The 26277-nt window shown below is 34.0% G+C and carries 26 protein-coding genes; 3 read left to right on the forward strand and 23 right to left on the reverse strand.

Translation table 11 applies throughout. The features are described from left to right. Positions 1-23 precede the first annotated feature (23 nt). The 21 genes from BAZO_RS19905 to BAZO_RS20010 all read right to left on the reverse strand — a co-directional run bounded on the left by BAZO_RS19905 (position 24) and on the right by BAZO_RS20010 (position 22753). The gene (locus BAZO_RS19905) at positions 24-1430 is read right to left on the reverse strand and encodes an undecaprenyl-phosphate glucose phosphotransferase (protein ID WP_003333292.1); all 1407 of its coding nucleotides are present in this window, start codon (positions 1428-1430) and stop codon (positions 24-26) included. 138 nt (positions 1431-1568) lie between these two features. Further along, the gene (locus BAZO_RS19910; protein WP_003333293.1) at positions 1569-2435 is read right to left on the reverse strand and encodes a glycosyltransferase family 2 protein; all 867 of its coding nucleotides are present in this window, start codon (positions 2433-2435) and stop codon (positions 1569-1571) included. Positions 2436-2447: 12 nt separating this feature from the next. Further along, positions 2448-3416 (reverse strand): glycosyltransferase family 2 protein, encoded by a 969-nt coding sequence (locus BAZO_RS19915; RefSeq protein ID WP_003333294.1) that lies wholly within the window; start codon positions 3414-3416, stop codon positions 2448-2450. Positions 3417-3418: 2 nt separating this feature from the next. Then, a complete protein-coding gene (gene rfbD, locus BAZO_RS19920) occupies positions 3419-4264 on the reverse strand; it encodes a dTDP-4-dehydrorhamnose reductase (protein WP_003333295.1) in 846 nt (281 codons plus the stop codon). Positions 4265-4267: 3 nt separating this feature from the next. Further along, positions 4268-5287 (reverse strand): dTDP-glucose 4,6-dehydratase, encoded by a 1020-nt coding sequence (rfbB, locus tag BAZO_RS19925; protein WP_003333297.1) that lies wholly within the window; start codon positions 5285-5287, stop codon positions 4268-4270. 15 nt (positions 5288-5302) lie between these two features. Beyond that, the gene (rfbC, locus tag BAZO_RS19930) at positions 5303-5854 is read right to left on the reverse strand and encodes a dTDP-4-dehydrorhamnose 3,5-epimerase (protein ID WP_003333298.1); all 552 of its coding nucleotides are present in this window, start codon (positions 5852-5854) and stop codon (positions 5303-5305) included. An 18-nt stretch (positions 5855-5872) separates the two neighbouring features. Further along, positions 5873-6760, reverse strand: coding sequence for a glucose-1-phosphate thymidylyltransferase RfbA (gene rfbA / locus BAZO_RS19935; protein WP_003333299.1), 888 nt, complete (start codon positions 6758-6760; stop codon positions 5873-5875). A 27-nt stretch (positions 6761-6787) separates the two neighbouring features. After that, on the reverse strand, positions 6788-7915 hold the full coding sequence (locus BAZO_RS19940; RefSeq protein WP_003333300.1) for a DegT/DnrJ/EryC1/StrS family aminotransferase: 1128 nt from the start codon (positions 7913-7915) through the stop codon (positions 6788-6790). Positions 7916-7924: 9 nt separating this feature from the next. Then, positions 7925-8620 (reverse strand): PglD-related sugar-binding protein, encoded by a 696-nt coding sequence (locus tag BAZO_RS19945; RefSeq protein ID WP_003333301.1) that lies wholly within the window; start codon positions 8618-8620, stop codon positions 7925-7927. Between the two features lie 28 nt (positions 8621-8648). Continuing rightward, the gene (locus BAZO_RS21360) at positions 8649-9773 is read right to left on the reverse strand and encodes a glycosyltransferase family 2 protein (RefSeq protein WP_003333302.1); all 1125 of its coding nucleotides are present in this window, start codon (positions 9771-9773) and stop codon (positions 8649-8651) included. Positions 9774-9796: 23 nt separating this feature from the next. Beyond that, positions 9797-10720 (reverse strand): glycosyltransferase, encoded by a 924-nt coding sequence (locus BAZO_RS19955; protein WP_003333303.1) that lies wholly within the window; start codon positions 10718-10720, stop codon positions 9797-9799. Positions 10721-10857: 137 nt separating this feature from the next. Then, positions 10858-12330, reverse strand: a complete 1473-nt coding sequence (locus BAZO_RS19960; protein ID WP_003333304.1) for a hypothetical protein — start codon at positions 12328-12330, stop codon at positions 10858-10860. Between the two features lie 18 nt (positions 12331-12348). Then, the gene (locus BAZO_RS19965; protein WP_003333305.1) at positions 12349-13254 is read right to left on the reverse strand and encodes a class I SAM-dependent methyltransferase; all 906 of its coding nucleotides are present in this window, start codon (positions 13252-13254) and stop codon (positions 12349-12351) included. Then, entirely contained in the window at positions 13251-14543 is a 1293-nt protein-coding gene (locus tag BAZO_RS19970) for an ABC transporter ATP-binding protein (protein ID WP_003333306.1), read from the reverse strand. Before BAZO_RS19970 ends, BAZO_RS19965 begins: the two co-directional genes overlap by 4 nt. Further along, a complete protein-coding gene (locus tag BAZO_RS19975; RefSeq protein ID WP_003333307.1) occupies positions 14533-15345 on the reverse strand; it encodes an ABC transporter permease in 813 nt (270 codons plus the stop codon). The genes BAZO_RS19970 and BAZO_RS19975 overlap by 11 nt, the downstream gene beginning before the upstream one ends. A gap of 48 nt (positions 15346-15393) precedes the next feature. Then, complete coding sequence (locus tag BAZO_RS19980; protein ID WP_003333309.1) at positions 15394-17139, reverse strand: O-antigen ligase family protein; 1746 nt, start codon at positions 17137-17139, stop codon at positions 15394-15396. A 13-nt stretch (positions 17140-17152) separates the two neighbouring features. Beyond that, the gene (locus tag BAZO_RS19985) at positions 17153-17650 is read right to left on the reverse strand and encodes a tetratricopeptide repeat protein (protein WP_003333310.1); all 498 of its coding nucleotides are present in this window, start codon (positions 17648-17650) and stop codon (positions 17153-17155) included. A 298-nt stretch (positions 17651-17948) separates the two neighbouring features. After that, a protein-coding gene (locus BAZO_RS21975) for an IS3 family transposase (RefSeq protein WP_087946173.1) occupies positions 17949-19504 on the reverse strand; the annotation gives its coding sequence in 2 pieces (ribosomal slippage) (positions 17949-18865 and positions 18865-19504; 1557 coding nt in all). 104 nt (positions 19505-19608) lie between these two features. Beyond that, a complete protein-coding gene (locus tag BAZO_RS20000) occupies positions 19609-20316 on the reverse strand; it encodes a stalk domain-containing protein (protein WP_003333313.1) in 708 nt (235 codons plus the stop codon). Between the two features lie 425 nt (positions 20317-20741). Continuing rightward, positions 20742-21884, reverse strand: coding sequence for an IS91 family transposase (locus BAZO_RS20005; RefSeq protein WP_003333314.1), 1143 nt, complete (start codon positions 21882-21884; stop codon positions 20742-20744). Continuing rightward, positions 21881-22753, reverse strand: coding sequence for a tyrosine-type recombinase/integrase (locus BAZO_RS20010; protein ID WP_003333315.1), 873 nt, complete (start codon positions 22751-22753; stop codon positions 21881-21883). Before BAZO_RS20010 ends, BAZO_RS20005 begins: the two co-directional genes overlap by 4 nt. 563 nt (positions 22754-23316) lie before the next feature. Here BAZO_RS20010 and BAZO_RS20015 point away from each other — a divergent pair. The 3 genes from BAZO_RS20015 (at position 23317) to BAZO_RS20025 (ending at position 24175) form a co-directional block, all read left to right on the forward strand. Continuing rightward, positions 23317-23496: a hypothetical protein gene (locus tag BAZO_RS20015; protein ID WP_039957822.1), complete on the forward strand. Its 180-nt coding sequence runs from the start codon at positions 23317-23319 to the stop codon at positions 23494-23496. Positions 23497-23628: 132 nt separating this feature from the next. After that, the gene (locus BAZO_RS20020; protein ID WP_003333316.1) at positions 23629-23922 is read left to right on the forward strand and encodes an AbrB/MazE/SpoVT family DNA-binding domain-containing protein; all 294 of its coding nucleotides are present in this window, start codon (positions 23629-23631) and stop codon (positions 23920-23922) included. Beyond that, positions 23915-24175 carry a hypothetical protein gene (locus tag BAZO_RS20025; protein WP_003333317.1) on the forward strand — a complete coding sequence of 87 codons (261 nt, stop codon included), beginning with the start codon at positions 23915-23917 and terminating at the stop codon, positions 24173-24175. The genes BAZO_RS20020 and BAZO_RS20025 overlap by 8 nt, the downstream gene beginning before the upstream one ends. A gap of 404 nt (positions 24176-24579) precedes the next feature. On the opposite strand, the gene BAZO_RS22520 is transcribed toward BAZO_RS20025, so the two are convergent. Then, positions 24580-24732 (reverse strand): hypothetical protein, encoded by a 153-nt coding sequence (locus BAZO_RS22520; protein ID WP_157382189.1) that lies wholly within the window; start codon positions 24730-24732, stop codon positions 24580-24582. A 116-nt stretch (positions 24733-24848) separates the two neighbouring features. Further along, the gene (locus BAZO_RS20030; protein WP_003333318.1) at positions 24849-26201 is read right to left on the reverse strand and encodes a hypothetical protein; all 1353 of its coding nucleotides are present in this window, start codon (positions 26199-26201) and stop codon (positions 24849-24851) included. Positions 26202-26277: the final 76 nt, after the last annotated feature.

Genomic DNA, 26277 nt, shown 5'->3' on the forward strand with positions numbered 1-26277 from the left:
TATCTATTCTAGGAAAAATGAACTTAATATGCATTTTTATTTATAAATCCATTTACTATCGTTTTTAAGATTATTTTTATATCAAATAAAAATGTCCAATTCTCTATATAAAAGATGTCATGCACAATTCGATCTTTAATTGATGTATCACCACGTAAACCGCATACTTGCGCCCAGCCGGTAATACCAGGGCGGACATGGTGCTTAATCATATATTTGGGTACGTCTTCTTTAAATTGGTCGACAAAGTATGGACGTTCCGGGCGCGGACCAACCACGCTCATATCCCCTTTTAAAACATTGAAAAACTGCGGCAGCTCATCTAAGCTTGTTTTTCTCAAGAAGGCACCAAACTTCGTCTTACGAGGATCATCCGCTGTTGTCCATTGCGTATTTGATTCACTTTCTGGCATATGCTTCATTGAACGAAACTTATACATTTGGAACGTGCGTCGGTTTAAGCCAACCCGCTCCTGCCTAAAAATAATCGGACCAGGAGAAGTGATTTTAATTCCAAGGACAATCAAAATCATAATTGGCGATGTAACGAGAATCGCACAAATTGAAAAAACAATATCAAACAATCTCTTAAACAACCGTTTCTGTGCATCATCCAATGGTACATCCCTAACATTGATCAACGGGATGTCACCTAGCGAATCGAAATGCGGTGTTGCTGGAAGAATATTATAAAAGTCAGGAATAATCGAAGTCCGTACCCCTGCTTTCTCACATGCGACTACAATTTCGCGATACTTCTTATGAACACGAATTGGCAATGCAATTACAACTTCATCCACCAATTTGTCTTCAAGAATCCCAGGCAACTGATCAATTGTACCAAGTATGTTCCCATATTTCTTATTGGCGCAATCAAATTCTTTTACAAAATCATCAAGAAAACCAATGACCTGAAACCCAAATTCAGGATTTCTCATTAAATTATCATAATATTTACGACCAAGCTCACCGGCACCAACTACAAGAATAAATTGTTTGTTGAAGCCTTTTCGGCGCATCGTTCGTAAGCTTATTTTCACGAATAATCGATAAAAGATAACAAGCAGAACATTAAATATAAAGTAAAAGATTAATAGATAACGGGATAAATCAACAACTTTAAATAAAAATAGTAAGCTCAAAAGCATAAACATACTAAAAACATGTATCTGGAAAACTTTTATCATTTCAAAGGCAAACTTTTTCTTGCGTTTCGGGATATAGATACCTAAAACATAGCCAATCATGATGGCTATGAAACCGTAGATGATGCTCCAAAAGAAATAAGTTTGGAATGGCAATGCCCCGGCATTTGCTTCCGGAAAAATGATGAATCGGAAAAGCCAAGCAAGTAAAAATGCCAGTTGAACTACGATAAAATCTGTTATGACATACATTTGCGTAAGAAACCTTTCACGTCCACGGATCATTTTTTATCACCTTATCATTTGAATTTCTAGTACTATTGTATCAAAGTTATTGCCAGTTTTGTAGATTCCATTTCTGGAAACTTAGGAAAGTGAAAAAGAAGTAGAAAAATGGAACATGAGAACCGTCCCCATGTTCCATTATTTTTTAGCTTTTAATCCGTTTATAATTAATGATAACAAAAATTTCAATGAAACACCGATGTATACGAGACCATTTACTATAAATGAATATTTCTTTAAAAAATGTTTGCGATGAAACAAAATCATGGCCCGGTGAAATTCGTAAATTATTTTAAAAGGCTTACGATGACTGCTTGCTCCTTTGTAATGAATGATGGATGTATAAGGATAATAGTGAACACCCCAGCCTGACTCCTTAATGCGGTAGCACCAATCAATATCTTCCCCATACATAAAGAACTCTTCGTCTAATAAACCCACTTGTTCAATTGCTTCACGGCGAAGTAACATAAATGCACCGACTAAACAATCAACTGGATAGTCCTTATCTGGGTCCAAATGTCCGAGCTGATACTGGTTAAAGCGTGGATTGTCTGGAAACAGCTTAGCTAATCCTAAAAAATGATAAAGGGAAGCTTGAGGTGTTGGAAAACCGCGGCGGCATGCTTTATCTAATGATCCGTCCGGCAAAACCACTTTACAGCCGCTTACCCCTAGCTTCGGATGTGCTTCCATAAAATCCAACATCACTTGGAGTGTCTCCTCATGAACAATCGTATCCGAATTAAGCAAAAGAATATAACGACCTTTCGCGATTTTTATGGCTTGGTTATTGGCCCTCGAGAAGCCAACATTTTCATCATTGGCAATCAGTATGATTTCCGGAAATTCCTGTTGAAATGCCAGAACCGAGCCATCGCTTGAGTTGTTATCGACTAAAAGAATTTCATAGGAGTATTTTGTTTTAGACTGAAAAACTGAATGAATAGCATCCATTGTTAGCTGCTTTGTATTATAATTTACGATGACAATACTTACGTCCATATGATCACCAACTTACCAAATCCCTTTAAAATAGCGGTATACCTCTCTATATGGTACTTTCCGCTTATTTTTTACAAATTCACGCTTTTTCATCATACCATAAAAGTTTTTTCTAAAATCTTTCCAGGAGCTTAAAATCTCTCTTTCTTTTAAAGTGGCATAGCTTAAACTCAACACTTCGTAAAACAAGATTATCGGCAAGTGAAGCAATAAATAAAAGAATGAATCATTTTTAAGCATCGTATAATAGCGATTAATATAAGAATACTTCCGTATTTTCAACGAAATTTGTGTCCGTTTTTTTTTCCCTTTCCAGCCTCTTTTATGGTAGGCTACCGCTTCAGGGACGAACATCGCTTTCCAACCGAAAAGCTGTGCCCGCCAAGCCACATCAACATCTTCTTTGTAGGCAAAAAATGTTTCGTCAAAAAACTCACCATCAATTGAAACATCCGCTATCATCGCCCTACGGTACATGGCTGCAGCACCGGATACACCAAAAATGTCTTCTACACGGTCATATTGTCCATTATCCGTCTCCCCGGCTCCACGGTCAAAAGCACGGTGATTCTTTTTTATAATTAAACCCGAGCTATCTAAAACCTGATGCTCCTGCTCGCGGTACAGCTTCCCAGTCGCTGCACCTACCTGCAGGTTTTGCTCCAATTCCTGAACTAGATGATAAACATAATCCGGATGTAGTTGTACATCCGGATTTAGAACTAAGACATAATCTGAGTCGGATAGTTGGAAGGCCTGATTGTGCCCACCGGCAAAACCATTGTTCGCCTTATTTTCAACAAGAGTCATGTCTTGATAATAAGGGCTGGTTTTTAGACAATCAACTGTACCGTCCATTGATTGATTATCGACAACTAAAATATCAGAAATGGGATATGATTGCTCTTTAATCGATTTCAGGCATGGGACTATTTCAGACTCACTATTATATGTAACAATCTGAACAGCTACTCTTTTCATAGTTATGACTCCAATTCTTTAAGAAAACATTGCAGCGCTTCTCTCCAGTGTCGCAATGGTGTGAATCCATTTAGACGAAGGGCCATATCCCCCAAAACAGAATACGCCGGTCTCTGGGCAGGCCTTGGAAATTGTTCTGTAGTTAATGCATTTACTTTTATAGCAATACCCGCTTCTTCAAAAATGGCTTTGGCAAACTCATACCAAGAACAACTCCCTGAATTTGTACCATGATAAATCCCATATTTTTCAGTTTGCACTAATTCGATTAGAAATTTTGCAAGATCAACTGTATAGGTTGGTGAACCAACTTGATCATGGACAACACCAAGTTCATCTTTTTCATGAGCCAGCTTTAACATTGTTTTTACAAAGTTTTGACCATTAATACCATAGACCCAGGCTGTCCGTACAATAAAATATTTTGTGCTTAGTGACTTAACAAGTTCTTCTCCGGCATATTTTGAATGCCCATAGACGCCAAGTGGACAAGTGTCTGCATATTCATGATAGGGAGATTGCCCTTTACCATTAAAAACATAATCCGTACTAATATAACAAAGCTTTGCGCCTATATTTTCAGCCGCAACCGTCAGATTTCTAGTTCCATAAGCATTTACTAAATAAGCTTGATCTTTGTCTGTTTCAGCTTGGTCCACTTTAGTATAGGCTGCCGCATGAATAATGACATCTGGCGTTATTTCTTTAATAACATGGTTGACTTGTTGTTGATTGGTAATATCAAGCTCATCGCGACCGAAAGCAAATACATGATGATCTAATTGAGATAACTCCTTAGCTACGTCATACCCTAACTGTCCTTTTGTGCCTGTAACTAAAACCTTCATTCGTTATTCTCCCAATCTGTTAGAATACTGCTTTTCATAATATTGTTGGTAGTCCCCAGAAATAATATTTTCCCACCAGTCTTTGTTATCCAAATACCATTGGATAGTTTGTTTGATACCATCCTCGAATCTATATTTGGGGTTCCAGCCTAAATTCGTTTTTAATTTCGTGGCATCAATCGCATAACGACGATCATGTCCAAGCCGGTCAGCAACGAATTTTATCAACGACTCAGGTTTCCCTAACTCATTTAAAATAATCTTTACAACATCCATATTTGTTCTTTCATTATTACCGCCAACATTGTACACTTCCCCTGGCTGCCCTTTATGAAGGACAAGATCAATAGCCTGACAATGGTCCTCAACATGAAGCCAATCACGGATATTTAAACCATCACCGTAAACTGGAAGTGGCTTATCGTTTAATGCATTAATAATCATTAATGGGATTAATTTTTCCGGAAAATGATAGGGGCCATAATTATTAGAACATCTCGTAATATTAATCGGCAAGCCATATGTTTCATGGTAAGCACGTACAAGGAAGTCAGCGCTGGCTTTACTTGCACTATATGGACTATTAGGCGCTAAAGGTGTTTCTTCAGTAAAATAACCAGTCTCCTCTAAAGTCCCATATACCTCATCAGTAGAAATTTGTAAATACTTCTTGACATCATTGTTTTTAGTTGCGTCTAATAAAACCTGAGTCCCCAATACGTTCGTTTTAATAAAAATATCCGGCTCTGTTATGCTCCGGTCCACATGGGATTCAGCTGCAAAATTTAGAACATAATCAAAGCTTTCCTTTTCAAATAGGTTATTAATAAATTCTGTATCAGCTATATCACCTTTTATGAAAGTATAATTTGGTTTATCTTCAATATCTTTGAGGTTCCCTAAATTTCCGGCATATGTTAGCTTATCTAAATTTACAATATGATAATGAGGGTATTTACCCACCATATAACGAACGAAATTGCTTCCGATAAAACCTGCTCCACCTGTTACAAGTAATTTCATAATATTAATGACCTCCTAAATTGTAAAATTAATTTCTGCCTCTTTTAGTAATGGGTGGATTTTATCTTTATCAGAAAGTATAGGATCTGATACAGGCCAATCAATTCCAATTTCAGAGTCATTCCATAATATCCCTCGATCATTTTCAGGTGAGTAATATTCGTCAACCTTATAGGTTACTTCTGTATTATCTACTAACGTACAAAAACCATGAGCAAAACCTGTCGGTACTAATAGCTGTCTTTTATTATGTTCACTTAGCATGACAGATACCCATTTACCAAAGGTCCCAGAACCCTTTCTAATATCTACAACAACATCAAAAATTGCCCCTTTTACACAACGAACAAGTTTAGTTTGAGCTTTAGGGTGTAATTGATAATGTAATCCACGGATGGTTCCAGCTGGAACAGACAACGAATGGTTATCTTGTATAAAGTTATAATTAATATCAAGCTTATTAAATTCTTTTAAATTATATGATTCCATAAAAAATCCACGAGAATCTTTGAATACAGTAGGTTCGATAATCAAAACACAAGGGATTTTGGTTTTAATCACTTTCAAATGTAACACCTCTATTTTTTATCTAATCCTTTGGATATTTTTTCTGTTAGCAAGTTTAATTAAATATTTTCCATATTCATTTTTATTTAATGGTTCTGCTAATTGCAATAAATCTTCTCTTGTTATATAACCTTTTGTATATGCAATTTCTTCTAAACAAGCAACTTTTAAACTTTGACGTTTTTCAATCGTTTCAATAAATTGGGATGCTTCTAATAAAGATTCATGTGTTCCTGAATCAAGCCATGCAAAACCTCGCCCTAAAAGTTCAACATGTAAATCTCCCATTTCTAAATAAACTTTATTAACATCTGTTATCTCTAGTTCCCCACGTTCAGAAGGAGAAATATTTTTCGCAATATTGATTACACGATTATCATAAATGTATAAACCTGTCACAGCATAATTAGACTGTGGGCATTGAGGCTTTTCCTCTATAGATATAACTTTACCTTCTTCATCAAAATCAACGACCCCGAATCTTTCTGGGTCATTAACATAATAGCCAAAAACCGTTGCACCTTTTTTCCGTTTTACTGCCTTTTCCAACAATCGTGGAAAAGCATGTCCATAGAATATATTATCTCCTAGAATTAAAGCTACATTATCATCACCAATAAAATCTTCGCCAATAATGAATGCTTGCGCAAGTCCATCTGGTGAAGGTTGAACCGCATATGATAAGGAAATTCCCAATTCAGAACCATCACCTAACAATTCTTGAAACCTTGGAGTATCTGTTGGTGTAGAAATTATCAATATTTCTCTTATACCAGCCAACATTAATATTGATAGTGGATAATAGATCATGGGTTTATCGTAAACTGGAAGTAATTGCTTTGAGACAGCTTTCGTAAGTGGATATAATCGAGTACCACTTCCGCCAGCAAGGACAATTCCTTTCATTAAACATTCACTCCTCTATTTCTTACCTTAGTTTAAGTTTTGGTGGATTTTTTTTATTGCCGAACAAATCTTCTCAATGTCATCTACAGAAAGCCTTGAATAGATAGGTAATGTTAGTACCGAATTTGCTATACGCTCTGCCACAGGAAGATTGTATCTCGTTTTATAGGAGGAATAACACTCCATATTTGTAATTAGAGGATAAAAATACTTTCTAGTAAATATATTATATTCTTTTAACGTCTCGTGTAATTCATTTCTATTCATTCCAAAGGATTCTTCATCTACTAGTATTGGAAAATAAGCATAATTGTGTTTTATTCCCACCATATCCTCCAATACCGTAATACCTTTAATGTCTTTTAATAAATATCTATAAACACCCACTAGCTCACGTCGTTTTGCTATCTCATTTTCTACATATCTAATATTTACCAATCCCATTGCTGCTTGAAACTCATTCATTTTTGCATTAATACCAATTAACTCTATATCTTCTGGCCCACTAATACCAAAATTTTTATATAAATCAATAAATGACTTATGATGATTATCTGAATAGGTTAAGACTCCACCTTCAATAGAGTGAAAAACCTTGGTAGCATGCATACTGAACATTGAAATATCGCCATAGTTACCGATTCCGACACCATTTATCTCAACACCAAAGGCATGGGCAGCATCATAGATTACCTTTAAGTTATGGCGCTTTGCAATTTTTTCAATTTCAAAAACATCACAGGGATTTCCGAATACGTGAACTGGAACGATAGCAGTCGTTTTTTCAGTTATGAGGTCTTCAATTTTTTGTGCGTCAATATTGTAAGTTGATGGTTCAATATCGCAAAATATTGGCTCTAAACCACAGTTTACAATTGCGTGCGTAGTAGATGTAAATGTAAAAGGTGTTGTAATAACTTGTCCAGTTAAATGTTGCGATTTAATAGCAGTCTCAAGTGCTAAATGGCCATTAACAAATAATGATGCATATGGAACGCCTAAATATTGGACTAAATTCTTCTCAAATTCATTATGAATTTCACCATTGTTCGTGAGCCATGAGTTATCCCAAATTCTTTCCAACTCTTTCATATATTCATTTAAAGGAGGCAGAAATGATTTCGTTACCATAATAGGTTCCTTAAAATTCTCCATAATAATTACTTACACCCTTCTCTTATATTCAAGATTCTCCGCTGCCTTCCCGATAACTATTTTGTTATCATCGACATTTTTAACAACTGTTGAGCCTAACCCTACCGTACTATATTCTCCAACAGTAAGTTTCTCTCTTATAGAAGACCCAGCACCAACTAAGGATCCCTTTGATAGTTTGATATTGCCTGATATTGCTGAAAGGGGATTAATTGTACAATAATCTTCAATAACTACATCATGACCAACAGTGCTATTGTAGTTTAGAATAATAAATTTTCCTAATTTAATATTGGTCGTAATAGTAACTCCAGCACAAATAATATTCCCAATACCTAATTCATTATTAGCATTTGTACTAACATGAGCATAAGGATGAATTAGGTTAGGAAATACTATGTTATCAGTTTTAGAAAAAACGGAATTAACAATTTGTTCCTTCCATTTCGGATTTGCTAATGCTATTGTTGCACCTAAAAGCTTATATTTTTTGCTAAACTCCGGAAAATTGTCGTTTGTTGAAACTACTTTTATTCCTTCTATTTCTAACCCAACATCATCTTGGCTATTTGAAACAAAACCTATAATTTCATAAACAGGCGTTTTATTAGATTGATTAATATCATCTATAAGGACTTTAATTTCTTTTGCTTGACCACCGACACCGAATATTACAAAAGGCAAGCCTTTCCACACATTTTCCATTCTTTACCCCCTTCCAAAAAATAAAACCTTATTTTTTTATTTTTTGATATAGAACCCTTATAAAAGAATATAATCGAGTGTTTTGTTCAAGCTGTTTCCTTGTATTATCAACAATAGCTTGTGGAATTGTATTTTGAGAGCTTTCTACAATATCAAGAGTACCCGTAAGCTCAAAAAAGCTATTTTCATCGTAATGATAACTTTCATTTAATACTTTCCTAGTTGATTCATTATTTATCAATTTATGAAGTTTCTCTATTCCAATAAGTTTATAAATAAAAGAAATTTCAAAACTTGTTTTTAAATACATAAATGCTTTTTCACATAAAAGTTCATCATCAGTTAACTCACCTTTTTTTGTAAATAGGTCGCTAAATCCATCGATAAACGTTTCTTTGTCCATACTTTCAAAAAAATTACTCATGATTAAATAGATCTCATTTTTATTTCTAATTCTATTTGCCGCCGTATTTGCACTAGTATTTTTATTGTTTGAAAGTATTCTAAATACTACTAACTTTTTTTGTATAATGTGAATTTCTGTAAACTTTAGTATTTCAGTCCACATTTTAAAATCCGGCAATTGTCTAAAAGTTGAATCATATAGATTAGTTTTTTCATAGATACTTTTTCTTATAAGAATACTTGGATGGCACAAACAATTTAATTCAAAAAAGAATCTTCTTAGCCATTTTCCCTTCGTTCTATTCTCTTGTTCAAATGTATCAGCCCAAAAATAGTCCTTTTTACTTAAAACCGTTCCACTTTCATCGATAAACTTTGCATCTGTAAAAACCGCACCAATATGTTTATGACATTCTAGAACTTCAGCTTGCAATCTTAATTTATCTTTTTCCCAGTAATCATCTGAATTTAATAAAGCAATATATTCTCCCCTTGAGTTATTTATTGCGTAATTTAAAGTGTATACAGCACCTTTATTTTCTTCAAATTTAATAAACCTAATTCGCTTGTCTTTAAATTGCTCTATTATTTCAACCGAATTATCCGGCGACGCATCATCAACAATAAGAAGTTCAAAATGTTCATATGTTTGATTCAATACACTATTTATCGCTGCTCCAATAAAATTTGAATGATTATAAGAGGGTATGATTACTGTGATTTTGGGATTGTCTAATATGTTCTCCATTACGAAAACTCCTTGTTAAAAGATTACTTTACCTTGAATCGATTTAGTAATTTGGGTGGCAAGATGCTTTTTAATAAAACTATAACAAATGGTGGTAGATATTCTTTCACCTTTATGACTGCTTTTTCCTTCGTTGTTCTTTCGGCTGGATTTAAAAGTCCATTTAAATGCTGTAATAATCTATTTTTATGTTCAGTGAATTCAAGATTATAGACGTAATTTAAATAAGCATTATATTCATCTATTAGTTTGATCGTATCTTGTATTTTTTCGACTTGATTTTTATTAGACCATGTTCCGGAAGAATGGAGTCTATAAACAGACATAACCTCTGGTACATAAGCTATTAATCCAAACTGAGCAACTACTATATTTAACATCCAATCATAAACTGTAAATTCAAATAAACTATCATCTAATTTTCTTATTATATCCGCTCTATATACACATGTTGAAAAATTACCTATAAAATTATCCCGGACTAAGTCAGTAACTGTTACTAATTGAAATGGTTCCTGACTCGGCCAAGGCTGTATATTATATCTTTTCGTTCCTACATCCATGACTGTAAATCTATTAAATGCAAGTACGCAGTTTTTATTATTATCTAATACATTCACTTGTTTATTTAATTTTTGGGGTGACGTCCAATAATCATCCCCTTCTAAAACAGCAATATATTCACCCTTACAGGCATTAAAGCCCCTTTTATAGTTTTTGGTTATTCCCAAATTCTTTTCGCCATCAAGGATTCTAATTTTATCAGGGTATTGTTTCTTATATTCTTTAATTATATTAAGTGTATCATCTGTTGAGCAGTCATCCGCTACCACTATTTCATAATCATAATCTAATTGTTGTAGAAGAATACTGTCCATTGCCTCTTTAATATATTTCTCATGATTATAGGTTACGAGCAAAACACTCAGTTTTATAATATTATTCATGAAATCACTCCATTCAAGAACCACTGTTCAATTCCTAATACTCTTGATTTATGCCCATGTAGGGGTATGTCTTTAATATATAACCCCCTTTCAGGAAACATTAAAAGAAGGGGGTATAACGTATCTATTACTTCATATTATTTACTTTTACAAAATACAGATACAATTTTCCTAAACCTTTCGAGTGCTTTCCAGCCTCTGGTTGACGTAATTGCTCTGTTAAATTCTTCGAGTTCTCGTAATTTTTCTTTCTTTAACTCCAATCTTTCCTCAATTTTTTCTATTTGATTTTCTTTTTGTTGAATTATTTCATTCAATTCTTTTATTTGTATTTCTTTTAATTGTAGTTGCTCATTAATATGTTTTTTATCTTCTTCTTTTAAAAGAAGTTGTTTCTGTAGGTGTCCTACTTGCTTCTCAACTATATCAACATAATTAGCATATCCTAATACTAATCTATCCGATAAAACTTTTTCGTTAGTTTCATATTCAAGCTTTATTTCCAACGTTTTTTCCACATTAGATTTAAGGATTTCATGTTTGTATATAATTTGGGAATCGTCGGTTGTTGAGATAAAATCAAATAATGGATCTTCAATACATGCGACCACATTATTTTTAGACACAATAGAGGAATCTAGTTTGTACTTTACATTATTAATCAACACTTTAGCATCAAGAGAAAAATATCCAATTGTATTTAATGGGTCAATTCTTAAGTATTCAAAAGGAGTTCTTGGTAATTCGCACCTTAAAACTATACTTCTTCCTTTATTTAGAATGATTTTATTAGACTCTTCCTCACTGAAATTTTGATTATCTGCCCAGAATACTTGTAAAAACTTAGGGATTTCAGCTTGTGAATTATATAATGTAATAATTTTATCAAGATCTACATTTTCTTTCATATACTTAGAACGTAAATCAAACCATTCAAAGCCAACATAATAAGAAAAATTCTTTTCGAGCTCTGAAAAATCATCTATTTTTTCAGAATCAAAAAGTTCGAAATAAGTTTTTTTTGCTATTGTACCTTTACAAAGATTTTCATACTTTGCAAAAAGAACATTTAAAGCTCGATATATCACATAATCAACTGGAATTGGAAATTCAAATACCCACTCATAGTCAATAACAATAATCTTACCATTACTTAAAATTAAATTATCAAAATTCAGGTCAATGTTTGAAACTTTGAAGGCGGGCATTCCATTAAATCTTTTTCCGTCTCCAAAAATATCAGTAAACTGCTTTGTTTCATAAAAATCTATAGTATTTTCGTTTAATAATATTGACCGATAAGATTGAACAGCTTTGATAAACTCATTTGCAGAGCCTTTTTTTAGTATATTATAAAGTCTTGTCTCAAGTAGTTCACCATCAACATATTGAAATATTAATTTATTTCCATCAAGTTGTGGTGGTACATGAACTAAATTTGAATCCTTTAATAGATGGAAATTTTTCTCTATTTGATGGATATGACTTTTACTTTCTTCGGTAAAGGGGTCCTTCCTAACAAAGCGCATTCCATTATCCTCAAAAATTGTTGTTTTTATTTGGAAACATTTTTTTCTATTTATACTATATTTAACACTTTTAATATGCATAATTTCACTCCGTATACTTTAAGATCCACAAACAACAAGAAATGAGTTTGAGAAAAACGGAAAGTTTCCATCTACTATTATTTCATCAAATGCAACACTTTCATTAAAAAGCTGAAAGCGCTGTTGGTCATAGTTATGAATTAAATCTCTCAATTCACCAACATGCGGTAAACGTTCGTCTGAATAAATTCTAAATGGAAGTTTATAATCAGGTATTGGATAGTAATATTGTTGATTAGAAAATCCAACATTCTCAAGTAAGCTCATTAATTCCCTTTTGGAAAATGTTCGTGCACTTACTTCGCCTGAATAACCTTCAATAGAATCAAAAAATCTTCCAGTATGATCCTCACGTGCCCCAGCCCAATATTTTAAACCGTATTTATTTTCAATCGCAATAAATAGTTTCCCACCGGGTTTTAATAACTGTTTTATTTTCATTAGAAAGTCAAAAAAAGGAGTTTTACCTTCAGTAAATAATGAAGCATATTCAAGAACGCCTATTAACGTGATATAATCGTATTGTTCTGTGAACTCTATTTTGTTCAAATCACCAACAATGATTTCTAAATTCCCATTGCTTTTGTGTCTATATGCATTGATCATTGATCGCTTTTTTGATAATTCTACTGCTGTTACGTGATGAGTTTTTTCACATAATACACCTGTAATAGCACCGCAACCTGCTCCGATTTCCAAAACTGTTTTGTCTTTAGACATTGGATACCATTCGATAATATTTGCTCGATACTTAGATAAATGGTAAAGAATAGGCCATCTGTTATCATTTTTAATAATGATTTCATAGTCCTCATATTTTTTTACTATCTCGAGCAATTCATCCTCAATGTCACCATCACTGTATTGGTCCTGGCCAGTATAGAATGCTAAATTCAGGTTCACATTTCCTATTTGCTGTTTCATACTGTCACCTTTTGTTTGGATAAAATATTAATTTTTGTTTCCAAATCAACATATCCAACTGATAATTTTGAAGAAAACACTTGTATATTTATTATATCGTATAATCGGTGATAAACTACAAGCTCTTCCCCACTAAAACCGGTACACCCTAATGAAAGAAGGTAGTTGCCTCCTTGGAGGTTCATTTTTTGTGTAAATATAACCTCAACTTCATTACCTATTTCGTAATCACCCGTGTAGATATCCTCTATCAGGGTGTTAGTACCTGCTATTTCAGTACCTTTCAAATCTTTAAAGGTAATTGCAAAAATTGGGGAGCTAATAGCTTCATTAAATTTCACTTTAAATTTAATTGAACAAAAATGATTCCTTTCAACATTACTGGTTAACTCATTCGACTCATCAAAAACACCAAAATCAGTAATTGTAGCCAATTTAGAACCATAATCTAAATGTTCTGGATTCCATTGATAAAAAGTATTCCACCTATTACCAATATGCTCTTCGCTTGAGGTATCACTAACTTCTATAGCATCCGTATGCTCGTGTAGATTTACTAAAAGTTTTTTATAATTATCGACAACTTCTCTTGGTCTTCCAATTTCATTAAGTCTTCCTTCATGTAATAAAATAGCCCTATCGCAATATTTGATAATACTACTTAAATCATGTGAGACCAACAGAATTGTCTTTCCTTGTTGTTTATATTCTTCGAATTTTTTATAACACTTCGCCTGGAAAAACACATCACCAACAGCCAATGCTTCATCTATTATAAGAATATCCGCATCTACATTTATTGAAACAGCAAAAGCTAGCCTTACATACATCCCACTTGAATATGTTTTTACAGGTTGATCCATAAAAGAGCCAATGTCCGCAAATCGTGCTATTTCATCGAACCTTTTATCCATTTCAGTTTTTGAAAGTCCTAAAATACTACCGTTCAAATAAACATTTTCTCGCCCGGTAAATTCCGGGTTAAACCCACTTCCCAGTTCTAGTAAGGCCGCAACCCGACCGTATACATTTATTTCACCACTTGTAGGCATTAATGTGCCAGCGATTATTTGTAGCAATGTACTTTTCCCAGAGCCATTTCTACCAATAATCCCTATTGTTTCACCTTTTAAGATATCAAAATTAATGTCTTTCAATGCCTCAAATTCTCGATAGTACTTCCTTCTCCCACGACTAATTGTTTGTTTTAAACGGTCAATGGGGTTGTCATATATTTGATACTGCTTTGATAGATTTTCAACCTTTATTGCAATTCCATTAGAGGACATCTGCAAAACCCTTTCTAGTTTTTTTAAACCAAATATATCCGAATAGTGCTACTACTATCCCAACTAACATACCATAACCTAGCCAATTCCAATGGGGTAGTTGACCCCATATAATCGTTCTCCTAGTATCTTCAACTGCATAGCTTATTGGATTAAAATAGTATAGGAACTGCATCTCTTTTGGAATTGCAGAAATCGGATAAAAAATTGGGCTCAAAAACATAAGGGCAGATACAATAATATTGATTACTTGACCAATATCCCGAATGTAAACCCCTAGTGAAGCCAAAAACCATGACAAACCTAATGAAATAAGACATATTGGTAATAAAACCAATGGGAATAATATTATTGTCCAATGTAATGTACCAATTAATAGAAACATACTTAGTATAAGCACTATTAGACTTATAAAGGCATGAAATAACGCTGACCCTAAAGAAACTATTGGTAAGATTTCCAAAGGAAATACAACCTTTTTAACATAGTTAGCATTTGATGTAATAATTGACGGAGCTCTTGAGATGATTTCAGCAAAAACATTAAATACTAACAACCCCGAAAACAAAAGTAAGGCAAATTCTAATTTATTAGTATCAGCATTATTCCCCCATTTAGCTTGGAATATAACACTAAAGACGAAGGTATAAATTATTAACATAAAAATAGGGGTAATAAATGACCAAAGTAGTCCTAAATATGAACCCTTATATCTCCCTTTTATTTCTCTCTTAACCAATTGTTTCGTTAATGATTTATTTATTATAATTGAACTTATTATTGATTTGACTGAACCTAACATTCCAGAACTCCCTCAAGTTATATCATTGAAATACGATTGTAAGCAGCGTTAGTTCTTTTCTTCAAAAGACTTTTCGTTATTTACTTCTAATCCCCTTACAATTGCAACACTAATTCCAAAAATCACCCAAAATATCGGCGCAGTTCCAATTACCGAATCATTGAATAACGCCTGCATTAAATATGCAATCCAACCGATAAATAGGCTTATGAACACAATTGATTGTTCATTATCAAGCTGTTGAGTGAATACCGTTTTTACTGCTTTTACGAAAGGAACCGCTAATAAAGCAAGCAATGCCAATAGTGCAAGTACCCCTGATCCATAGAGGATATTAATGTATAGGTTATGCGGCTTATCAACAATAACCGTATGCGTCTCTAAGGCTGCAATTTTTTCTGGATCGTTTTGTGGAAAATGATAAGAAAAAGTATCTAAACCATAACCTACTAATGGTCGTTGCTTAATTAAATCAAAAGTATTTCCCCAAATGAAGAGACGACCAGAGCCTGCCCCAATTCCTGATTCAGGTAGCTGTGGCAATTGGAATTCATCCGCTGTTTTATCATTTGAATCCGCATAAGCGGTTGGGAAAAGTAATACTTTATTTAGTTGTTCTTTAGCGAATTTTTGATATTGATCTGCTATTTCTTTATTTAGTATGACACTGCTGCCATTTTTTAAATCATAATGGTCGCTATTTAGCGCTAATGAAGTTGCACCGATTGCTTGTTGATCATTTGCAAAAGGGTTTTTCGCAACAAACATCCCCACAGATTCATCCCATACTTTGGGATTATGAGTGGTCATTGCCACAAATATGATTGCAAACAATACTAACTGAATTGCCAGCTTACCATAGCTTTTCGCTTTTTCACTCGAACGAACAAGTAAAATGACTAAAACGGGCAAGATAATGACAAAGGTTAAAAATCCGCTTCGTGACAATGAACTTAGAAGCATAGCAAAAGACAACGTTGCTAATAGAGTATTTAAAGCTTGACGGATTTTATTTTTATCTAATATAAACATCATCATAAAGATAGCGATTAATACAACTGAAATACCGCTCACATAGTTCCCATGGTTTATAGTTGTAATAAATTGTGAGCCCGTGCCAATCATATCCTCTGTTAAACCCTTAGGTAATAATATTGAACGGACAAAGCTGCTTTTAATTAAATCCACACCATAAAACCCTAATAATCCCAATAAAGCATTTACTATTACAATTGGGTAAAGTGCATAGATTACATTATGAAGCATCTTTTTCGTGTAGGTTAAGTTTACCGCAATAAAGAACAGGGTAAAATAACATAAATACGTAATTGCACCTTCATGGCGGTTATACATTCCTACCAGAGCTAGTGATTTATATGGTGCAAATAGTGCTGAAAGTGTCACGAATAGCGCTAGAATTGCCAGCGGGATATTGATAAAGCTTTTCTTTATAGGAATACCGATTCCAAATGTACGGTATAGGAAAAGAATGATTAATATTGACGTTGCTATGACTAGAAAAATAAACTTATAATACGTAAACACATCACCTACTGTTCCTGAGCCAATTGATGAATTTGTTATCTGTGGGCTTGTAAAATCAATCACTTTAGTGCGTGTAAGTAACGGCAATATTGCTAAGATTGCTAAAAGAATGCCATATATAGTTTTATCGATCTTTTGTGCTTCTGCTACGTCCCTGTTATCCTTAGTAGCTTCTATATTCGTCTTTTTATTATCTTTAGTGGCATCTGCTTTTGTTTTTTTATAATATTTACTGTAGTTATTGCTCATTGTTTCACCACCTCTATTGTTGATCTTTATTCTTTATGGTTTCTAGCAGATTATTAACTGAATTTAAGACTTGTTCATTTGGGTTAAATTTTAACGATTCTTCCAAGTAGACTCTGGCTTTTTCTAAATCACCAAGATTATAGAGCACTTCACCATAGTGTGCTAAAAAAGCAGAATTCTTTACCAAGGTAACATTCTCATCTTGTGCTTGTTGAAAAAGCGCTCGAGCCTGTTCAAAGTTTTTAAGCTGTAATTGAACAATTCCATAATTCCAGATGACTTCATAGTTATCTGGGTGCTTGTCTGCTAAATCTTTTAATAGCGGCTCTGCTTCGGTTACCTTATTTTGTGACAACAAATGTAGGGCATATTTAAATTGATTACTCTCTTCTGCAAATACCTTGTTCTGCTTATTTCCGATATTATTCACAACAAATAAACAAACGATAATTATGCCGGTTAGACATAAAAAAGTTAAGTTTCTAGTTTTATCACTGAACTGTAATTTCATCGATTTTCCTCCGCATAATTTTACAATTATCTACAAAGCTATCATTTATTATAGACTATGTAGACTATTAGTTCAAAAGTTTATCAGGAATTTTATCTGTATATTTGGGGAAAAGTTGGAACTTGGGGGCGGTTCTTTTGTTCCATCTTATGTATCAAGTTGCAATTTTAAGGGTGAAATTATACACCTCAGTTATGGTGTTAGTAATTATACTGGTAGTTTACCCCAAAATAAAAGCACGACTGGCATAAAATGAACTGCACCCTGTCAAGTAGACAGTAGAAATAATAAAAATGATTTAAGCGGCTTTAGCTCTATATTCCATAGGGCTAAGGCCGTTTAGTCGTTCTTGATATCTATTATGATTATAAAAACGAATGTAATCATCTATCGCTTTAGAAAGCTCTTCAAATGTCTCGTACTTATTTAAATAGTACTTCTCGCATTTGAGTGTTCCCCAAAAAGATTCCATGGGTCCATTATCAATACATCTACCGACTCGCGACATACTTTGTGCCATCTCTGCTTTATCTATCCTGCGTTTAAACCCATGAGAGGTGTATGGGAACCCACGATCACTATGAATAAGTGGATGGTCCCCATTCAAAAGCTCTATGGCTTGGTCAAGCGTCTTGAACACGAGGTTATTATTATTGGAATGTCCTAAAACATAACTAACAATTGATCCATCGTACAGATCAAGAATAGCACTTAAATAGACTTTCTTTGAGGAACCGTATTTGAATTCGGTGACATCCGTTACCCATTTTTCATTTGGCTTTTCCGCCGTGAACTCACGATTCAACACATTCTCCGCCACATGTTGAGGGGGAGAGCGCTTATAAGGCTTTTTCTTTCTGCGAATGACAGATTGTATTCTAAAGATTTTCATCAATCTATAGATACGCTTATGATTGAAATTCTTGTTAAACTTACGATTTACGTTCAACGTCATTCGACGGTATCCGTAGATACCATCAAGTTCCTCATGGAGTGACTTTATCTCTTTTATGATTGTTTCATTCTGAAGTTCTCGAGCAGAAGGCGTACGATTAAGCCACTTATAGTAAGCAGCTCTAGAAATACCCGCGATTTCACACAGTAGAATAATAGCTAGATTCTCTTCCTCATGAAGTTCTTGAATAGCGGTATACTTATCTTCAAATCGGATTTGGCTTATTTTCGCCTCCTTTCGATTTCCTCTAACTTTTTTAGGAATAAATTCTCTGCACGTAACCGTTCATTTTCCCGTTCTAACCTTTTCATCTCTAGTCTAATTTTCTCTTCTGGAGATAGTTCTGCTTTATTTCTTCCACGTTTATCTTTAAGGGCTTCATCTCCACCGTTTTCATACTTCTTAACCCACTGATATACTTGTTGATAAGAGACTTCATAAGCCTCCGCAGCTTTCTGATAATCTTTCCCGTTCCCTATACAATATAAGACCACTTGAATTCGTTCTTCCCAGCTTGTTGATCTTCCTTTAGTCATAGATTGGCTCATCCCCTTGGCAGTTGCCTTAATTTCTCTATGACTATTATTATACTTATTAATCCATTTCCTAAGGGTAGAAGTTGATGATATTCCATACTTTCTTGTAACTTCTCTAAGGGAATATTCTCCAGACTGATAGTCTCTTATAGCCGAAAGCTTTAGTTCTTTAGAGTATTCTTTCCAGGTTGAGGACTCTTTAAGACCTTCTGTGCCATATTCTTCAAAATTATATTTCCAATCAAAAATTGTGGTTTTGTACACCTTATAGATTTTAGTAATTTCGTTTAACGAATATTTCCCCTCTATATACGCTGTTAAGATTTCAAACTTTTCCTCTGCTGAATAAGCTCTTTTAGACATAAAAAATACTCCCCTTAAAGTAGCCAGATTTTTATTTTTTAATCTGTCTACCTTAAGGGGAGCATATCAATATGCTAATTGTGTTTTTATTTTGGAAAAATCCCCTATTTTACCTGCTCTAAATAAGCATCAAACAATCCAATTTCAGCTGATTTTTCTGAATCTAGATCTGTTTCAATCCGTAGTTTAACTGCATCTGTTACATTCAAATTAACATCAGCTGGTAATTTCCCTCGTGTGATTTGTCCAGCATAGATTCTTTTATCGTCTGCATAAATCCTTACTTGGATTGGTTTATCAATTTCTCCAGATCCTTCGGTAAATCCAATCGTTGCAGAAAACTTTGTATACTCTCTGTTTAGGTCAAAGGTAAATTTCCCCGATGGTTTCTTTGTCATTGTTGGTTCATATTTTAATAATAGATATTTTGAATGTTCTTTTTTAATTTTATCTTTCACTGTCTTACTTCCATTACTATATTCATACGAAAGGGCAGTTGTCTCATCATCTGAATGTTTAATGCCATCGCCAAGGTAAACCTTTTCACCGTCAAATTGACCGATAAAGATAGTTTGTGTATTTGTATCATATTTGATTGGTTGGCCAAGCTTATCTGCGATGAAGCGTAATGGAACAAATGTTGTTCCATTATAGGTAAATGGTTTTTGCTCAGGCATTTGTGAGACATTGTCAATCTTAATATCTTTAATACTATAAAATACCTCAATTGCCTTTCCTCCTGCTGCAAAAACACCGATAGAGCTGAATGTAATCGCTCCAGCTATAAAGCCTGTAATGAATTTTTTGTCCATGCGTTTATACACCTCCATGTTTTCTAAATATTTAAATTCTAGATGTTTTCAAAAATACCTCCCTTTTACCAATAATATGATATTTGAATGACTATTAAGCCCGAATGAAATACTGGGACGGTTCTTATAGGGGACAATCGGAAGTTTTGTGCGAAAAAGGGCATAACTAGTGGCTTTCACTAGTTACGCCCTTTTGCTTTTTATTGAAATACACTACACACGCAAAATTTTTGATTGCCTCGGAAGAATGAAGTCGCGGACCTGGCCTATGGGGTTTCAATCCTCCCCCTTGGGCGCGTTAAGTGGATCTTTACGTTACCTTTTGCTTTGTTTTATCAGTTTTATCGATAAAAATCCATTTTTGGTTACAGCTCCCCCCTTCCCACTTAAGAGGCTTTTTTTAAAAAGTATTAAATTGAACTTTGTCAAGGTATGCCCCCTGGTTCGGCCCTCTGTAAATGTCCTTTTTTGCAGGAAGGGCATAAGGTAATGTCTTTGTTTGCTAGGATTGAGACAACTTCTAAAATATCTTTTCCTTCAAATTTTGGTTTATAATCTGGACTTCCAGTTAAATACCTACATAGTTCTAATTTCGTTTTTTTATTTCGATTGGCTAAGATCGCGTAATGTCGGATTTTCACCAATCCCTTCGGGAGTATGTGCATCAAAAATCTGCGAATAAATTCAACGCCTGGCATGGTTACCGTTTTAACTTTATTGTTATTTTTATAGTCTTTCACTTTAATAGTCACTGTATCGTCATCCATAGAAACAATCCGATGATTGGATATGGCAATTCGATGAGTGTACCGACCAAGATATTGAATGACGGCCAAAGGACCGGCAAAGGTTTTCTTGGTATAGCTATACCAGTTTTTAGCGTAACACTGGTCCAATAAATATTGGAACTCCTTCGGGTCTTCGTACTTTTTTGCATCGTTAAAAAACTGAAGCTGATTTTTCTCATAATATTCTTTTAGGTAATAAAAATATTTGCCGCGGAACTTTTTTGATAGAACCTTCACCGGGATAAAGAATTTTTGGCTGGTGTTCCGCCACATATTTTCTTTAGTAAGACCGCCTGCCAATACAACAGTATGAATATGCGGATGGTAGTGCAAATTTTGACCCCATGTATGCAAAACGGAAAAAAAGCCGATTTGTGCACCAAGATACTTTTTGTCTTGAGCGAGTTCTGTAAGCGTCTCAGCTACTGCTTTGTACATTAAGTCATAAAGTAGTTTCTGATTATGATAAATAATCGTGTGCAGTTGTTCCGGCATGGTAAATACCACATGGAAATAAGGGGCATTCAGAATATCCTTTTTTCTGCCATCTACCCATATTTCTTTATTAACTCCTTGGCACATGGGGCAATGTCGGTTTCGGCAAGAATTATAACTGACTTGTGTATGTTCACAGTGATCACATTCATAGGCATGTCCTCCTAAATCAGCGGTTCGGCATCGCATGATGTTAAAGGCGGCTTTGAGTTGTTGCGGCGATGCTTTGTGAGTTTCCATAAACCGATAAAAGAATTTTTGAAACAAATCTTGGACTGTTATCATACTTCACGGTCCTTCCTAGTATCCAATGGACTTTTGACTCCCATCAGACTTTTGGAAGTCATGTGAAGGTAGGCTGTAGTTGTTTTAAGACTTGTATGTCCAAGCATTTGTTGGATAAGTACTGGCTCAACCCCGTCCTCTAAAGAGTGAGTGGCAAAACAATGCCGAAGCGTATGGGCGGAAATTTTGGGATCAAGTTCTAATTTGTTTCTAAGCTTAATGATCGTATTTTTGATTGTTTTGACATGAATATGTTCGCCCTGTTTTTGCCCTGGAAAAAGCCAATCATCAAGTTTATACGATGTGTTAGAGAAGTATTCTCTAAAGTAATTCCGAAGCACTTTCAGTGCCAAATCAGATAAAATAGTATACCGATTTGTATTGTGTTTGGCGTTTTCTACACGAATTCGCATGGTTTTACTGCAAATATCGCTAATTTTTAATTTGGCCACTTCACTTACTCTAAGACCGCTGCCATAAATCAATTCAAGTATGGCCTTATGTTTTAGATTTTCAGTTGAATCTAATAAGGAAAGAACGTCTTCTTTAGCTGGAATGACAGGTAACTTTTGTGACCTTTTCATCCTCGGAACCTTTCTTTTATTCCAATCTTTTTCTAAAACATAGGTGTAGAAGAATCGAATGGCTGAAATATAATTATTGATGGTCCCAGCGGATAACCCTTTTTCTTTTTTAAGGTAAAGAATATATTGTTGGACATCCTCATGGGTCATATTTTCAATCGATTTATTGTTTTCCTGAAGATATTTTGTAAAAGCCTGCATTCGACGGCTGTAAGATTCTTTCGTGGATTCCGGGGAACCCTTTAGTTCAAAGTAAAGATCCGTTTTTTGTTCATATTGGTTCATGATGTTTCCCTCCCGATCATTGAGTTTAGAATGAATAATCAGGAGGCAGGCGGGTCTCTCGAAAACTGAAGGGGAATATTGGTATATATTTTATTTGTAGAATGTGTTAAAATCTTCATAGGAAAAAGTATGTCCTTTCTAGGTTTGTTTGGTTTGGCGATTAAACAATACCACAAAAGACATACTTTTTCTGTTTTTTTTGCTTATTTATTGCGGAGGGGGCTTTTAAAGAGCCATCGCGTTAGCGATTTCGTTCTTCTCATGTTCCATTCGGCTTTTCAAAGAGTGTGAATTCCAATGAAAATTACGAAAGTGCAACTAGACATAGCTACTAGTTAGCGCTTTTTTAAAATTTCCTTATTTATTAAGGCAATATCCACATATGCCCAATCTTTGCTTTCTTTTTTCTTAAGGTCCGAGTTTGAATCCATTACAATGAGTTTGGAACATGCGAACCGGGCCTATATTCCAAAAGTGACAGAAAAAGAATATACCATCATTCAAGATGATGAAGAATATTTCCATGAAGCAATTCCTTATAATAATTAAGTGGGGTCAGTAACATGAACAAATTAGAAGTATTAAAATCCATACTTGCAGGATCTATTGTTGAAGTTGGACTTAAATTATATAAATATGATAGCAAGCCAATGAAATTCAATATTGTTGTGCAGGAACTAATTGGCAAACATCTAATATTACTCTCAATGGGTTTCTACAATGGGAAAACTGGTATATATTAAGCAGGTAAGCTGGTCTTTGTCCAGCTTTTTTGTTTGCTTGAACTAACCCTTTGATGGTATAATGTAATTACAGTGATTACAGCAGATTCAGTAACAACAGTGATACATTAAAGGGGAAAGAAGGGAGAATCTTTGGAGAAAATAACACAAGTACAAAAAAGAAACTTAATTTCATTGGCCACTATTGGTGCAGAACTAGGGATCAAAGAAGGGGATTATGTTTCAATTGAAGTAAAAGATGGTGGGCTGTTTCTAAGACCTGTTAATTGGCATGATAAGAGCCAAGAATATTTCTGGACAAATTCATTTCAAAAGAAAATGAAACAGGCTGAAAAGGATTTAGAGGAGGGTAACTATCAAAAGTTTGACTCATTAAGTGAATTAGCTGACTTCATTGAAAAGGGAATTGAGGCTAAAAGTGAGTAAACAATCTATTGTTACCCAACAATTCTTTAAAGATTTGTTCCAGTTATCCAAGAAAGAGCAAAAACAGGTGGCCAAAACAATTAAATTAATGGAACAGGATATAACACACCCTTCTTTAAATTGCCATGCAGTAAAAGGAACACCTTATCATGAAGTGTATGTAAATATGGACATTAGAATAATATTTGAATTTAATGAGGATTTATATGTGCTATTTAGGGCAGTACATCATGATATGTTGGACAGGCTATAGCTATAATGCAGCCTGTTCTTTTTTGTTATTCCATTTGGTTCTTTATTTCTATGGAACGTGGGGACGGTTCGCATGTTCCACTCTAGCAAATTTTATGTAAGAATCTATCATAATTAGAATGCAAAAAAAACAACCAACATAAACTGTTAGCTGTGCTATATAAGATGCACGGTCACCTGCAACATACGTGCTGTATGAAGAACGGCTGACTCTCTATAATTATTAATGAAAAAAGTAACCTATCCCATCACTTGGTTGCGGAGGAGTCATGTTACTTTTTTCTGTGTGCCCTTCAATGGAACAAGGAGTTTGTCCGCTTGTGTCCCTACACAATTACTGCCTAAAGCGGCTTTCCAACTCGTATATACGTTGCTCCAGTTCTAAATTCTTATGTTCGATAAAACTTATTTTCCGCCTACATGTTCACGATTGTTGTCCAATTTTTCACCATTATGAATCGCATATTTCTCTATCACTTCTAAACGTCTATTCATTTCCATTCGGAACTCTCTTTGTTCATCCTGTATTGCTTTCAAAATTCCCAATACCTCATCCATTTATACGATCCCCCCTTACAGTCGGGTAGTAGTGACTCTTTGCTAATGTTATAACAGAGTGTCTACAATTTAGGAATACCGGGACGGTTCGTGTGTTCCTTATTTCATAAAATAAGCTACTCCTTGATATACTCATAAATTTTATTATAGATAGTTAAATTTTCATCTTCGATTACCTTTTCGATGTTGCACCAATACAATTTTATTAAGTCAATATATATTTTTCTTCTTTCATATTCCCAGCTTCCGAAGTTTGACTTTTTCAGATTTGAAATACTTACGTCCAATCGTTCAAAAGACTCACTTAATTTCGCTATTAATTCTTTATTCCATGTAGAATACTTAAACCATTCAATAGGCTTTCTTTCTTTATATCCATTATTTATTCTTATTCCATCAAAAGTTACATCAAAGAAGTACGATCCTGCATTTAAAATAAATTTATCAAATACTTTATATCCTTCTAATAACTTCAGCTGCTCTATATCAAAGTCCACATTAGAAATTATATCTAAGTCAACTTTCCTTGAAATCATATCAATATTTACTTCATCAGGCTTCTTCTTTAATAATTTATATAAAATATCCCAAAAGGTGTTATTTCCCCCTCTATAATCGGGTTCCCATAATTCAAGCCATTTAGACACTTTATCTAAAATAAATTTATTATCGAATGAAATAGCTTTTTCTAAGATGTCAGGGAAAATCCGATAGAATTGTATAAAATAGTACTCTTTCTCCATTATACTTTTGATAAATCCTTCTTGAATATTGTCATGAGATGAATAAATAATCTCCTTCCAAAAATCACGGTTCTCATCGTTTACCATTATTCTGTAGCGATTTTCAAACCTTACATTAAACTCTTTAAAAAATTCACATGCATTTTCGCCATATACTACCTCTATATCATGTATTAACAAAGTTAACTTATTTTTATTTTCAACTACTCGATACCTATAATATTCTAACAGTTCTTCTAATAAATATTGTTTTCCACCAAGAACATAAAATTTACTTAAATTATCTTGAAGATAGTTCCAAAAACACTCCACAGTTGAACTATTTATTATCCCTGATTTTGCATGTGCACACTGATTCCTTACATTCTTCCAGTATTCATATTCGTTTTTTGCTATTTCTCTTTGTTCAAAAAATATGATAGCTATACTTCCCTCTTTTTTAGGATCAGCTACTATTATATCATTAAGGTGTTTCTCCCAATTATCTTCATTATTTAACTCCTTAATTATAACTGATTGCCATCGTCCCTCATTAAAACCCTCTGGACGATAGGAACAATTTATAATTCTGTTTTTTAGTGTAATTTTAAATGCAAGATACGACATGATAAATGCGGATCTGTATGCTCCTATTTTGTAGCAGATTACAGATTCCGAAAATAACTCTTTTGCTTCATTATCCAATGGGTCTAATCTATTAATCCATTTTTCAATATCCAATTTCATTAAAATACCACCATTTCTTGCTTTATGTAATTGCTAGATAAATAGGATGTAACATATAAAGTTAGTATAAAAAAAG

This window comes from Schinkia azotoformans LMG 9581, from assembly GCF_000307855.1.
Taxonomy (GTDB): Bacteria; Bacillota; Bacilli; order Bacillales; family Bacillaceae_J; genus Schinkia; species Schinkia azotoformans.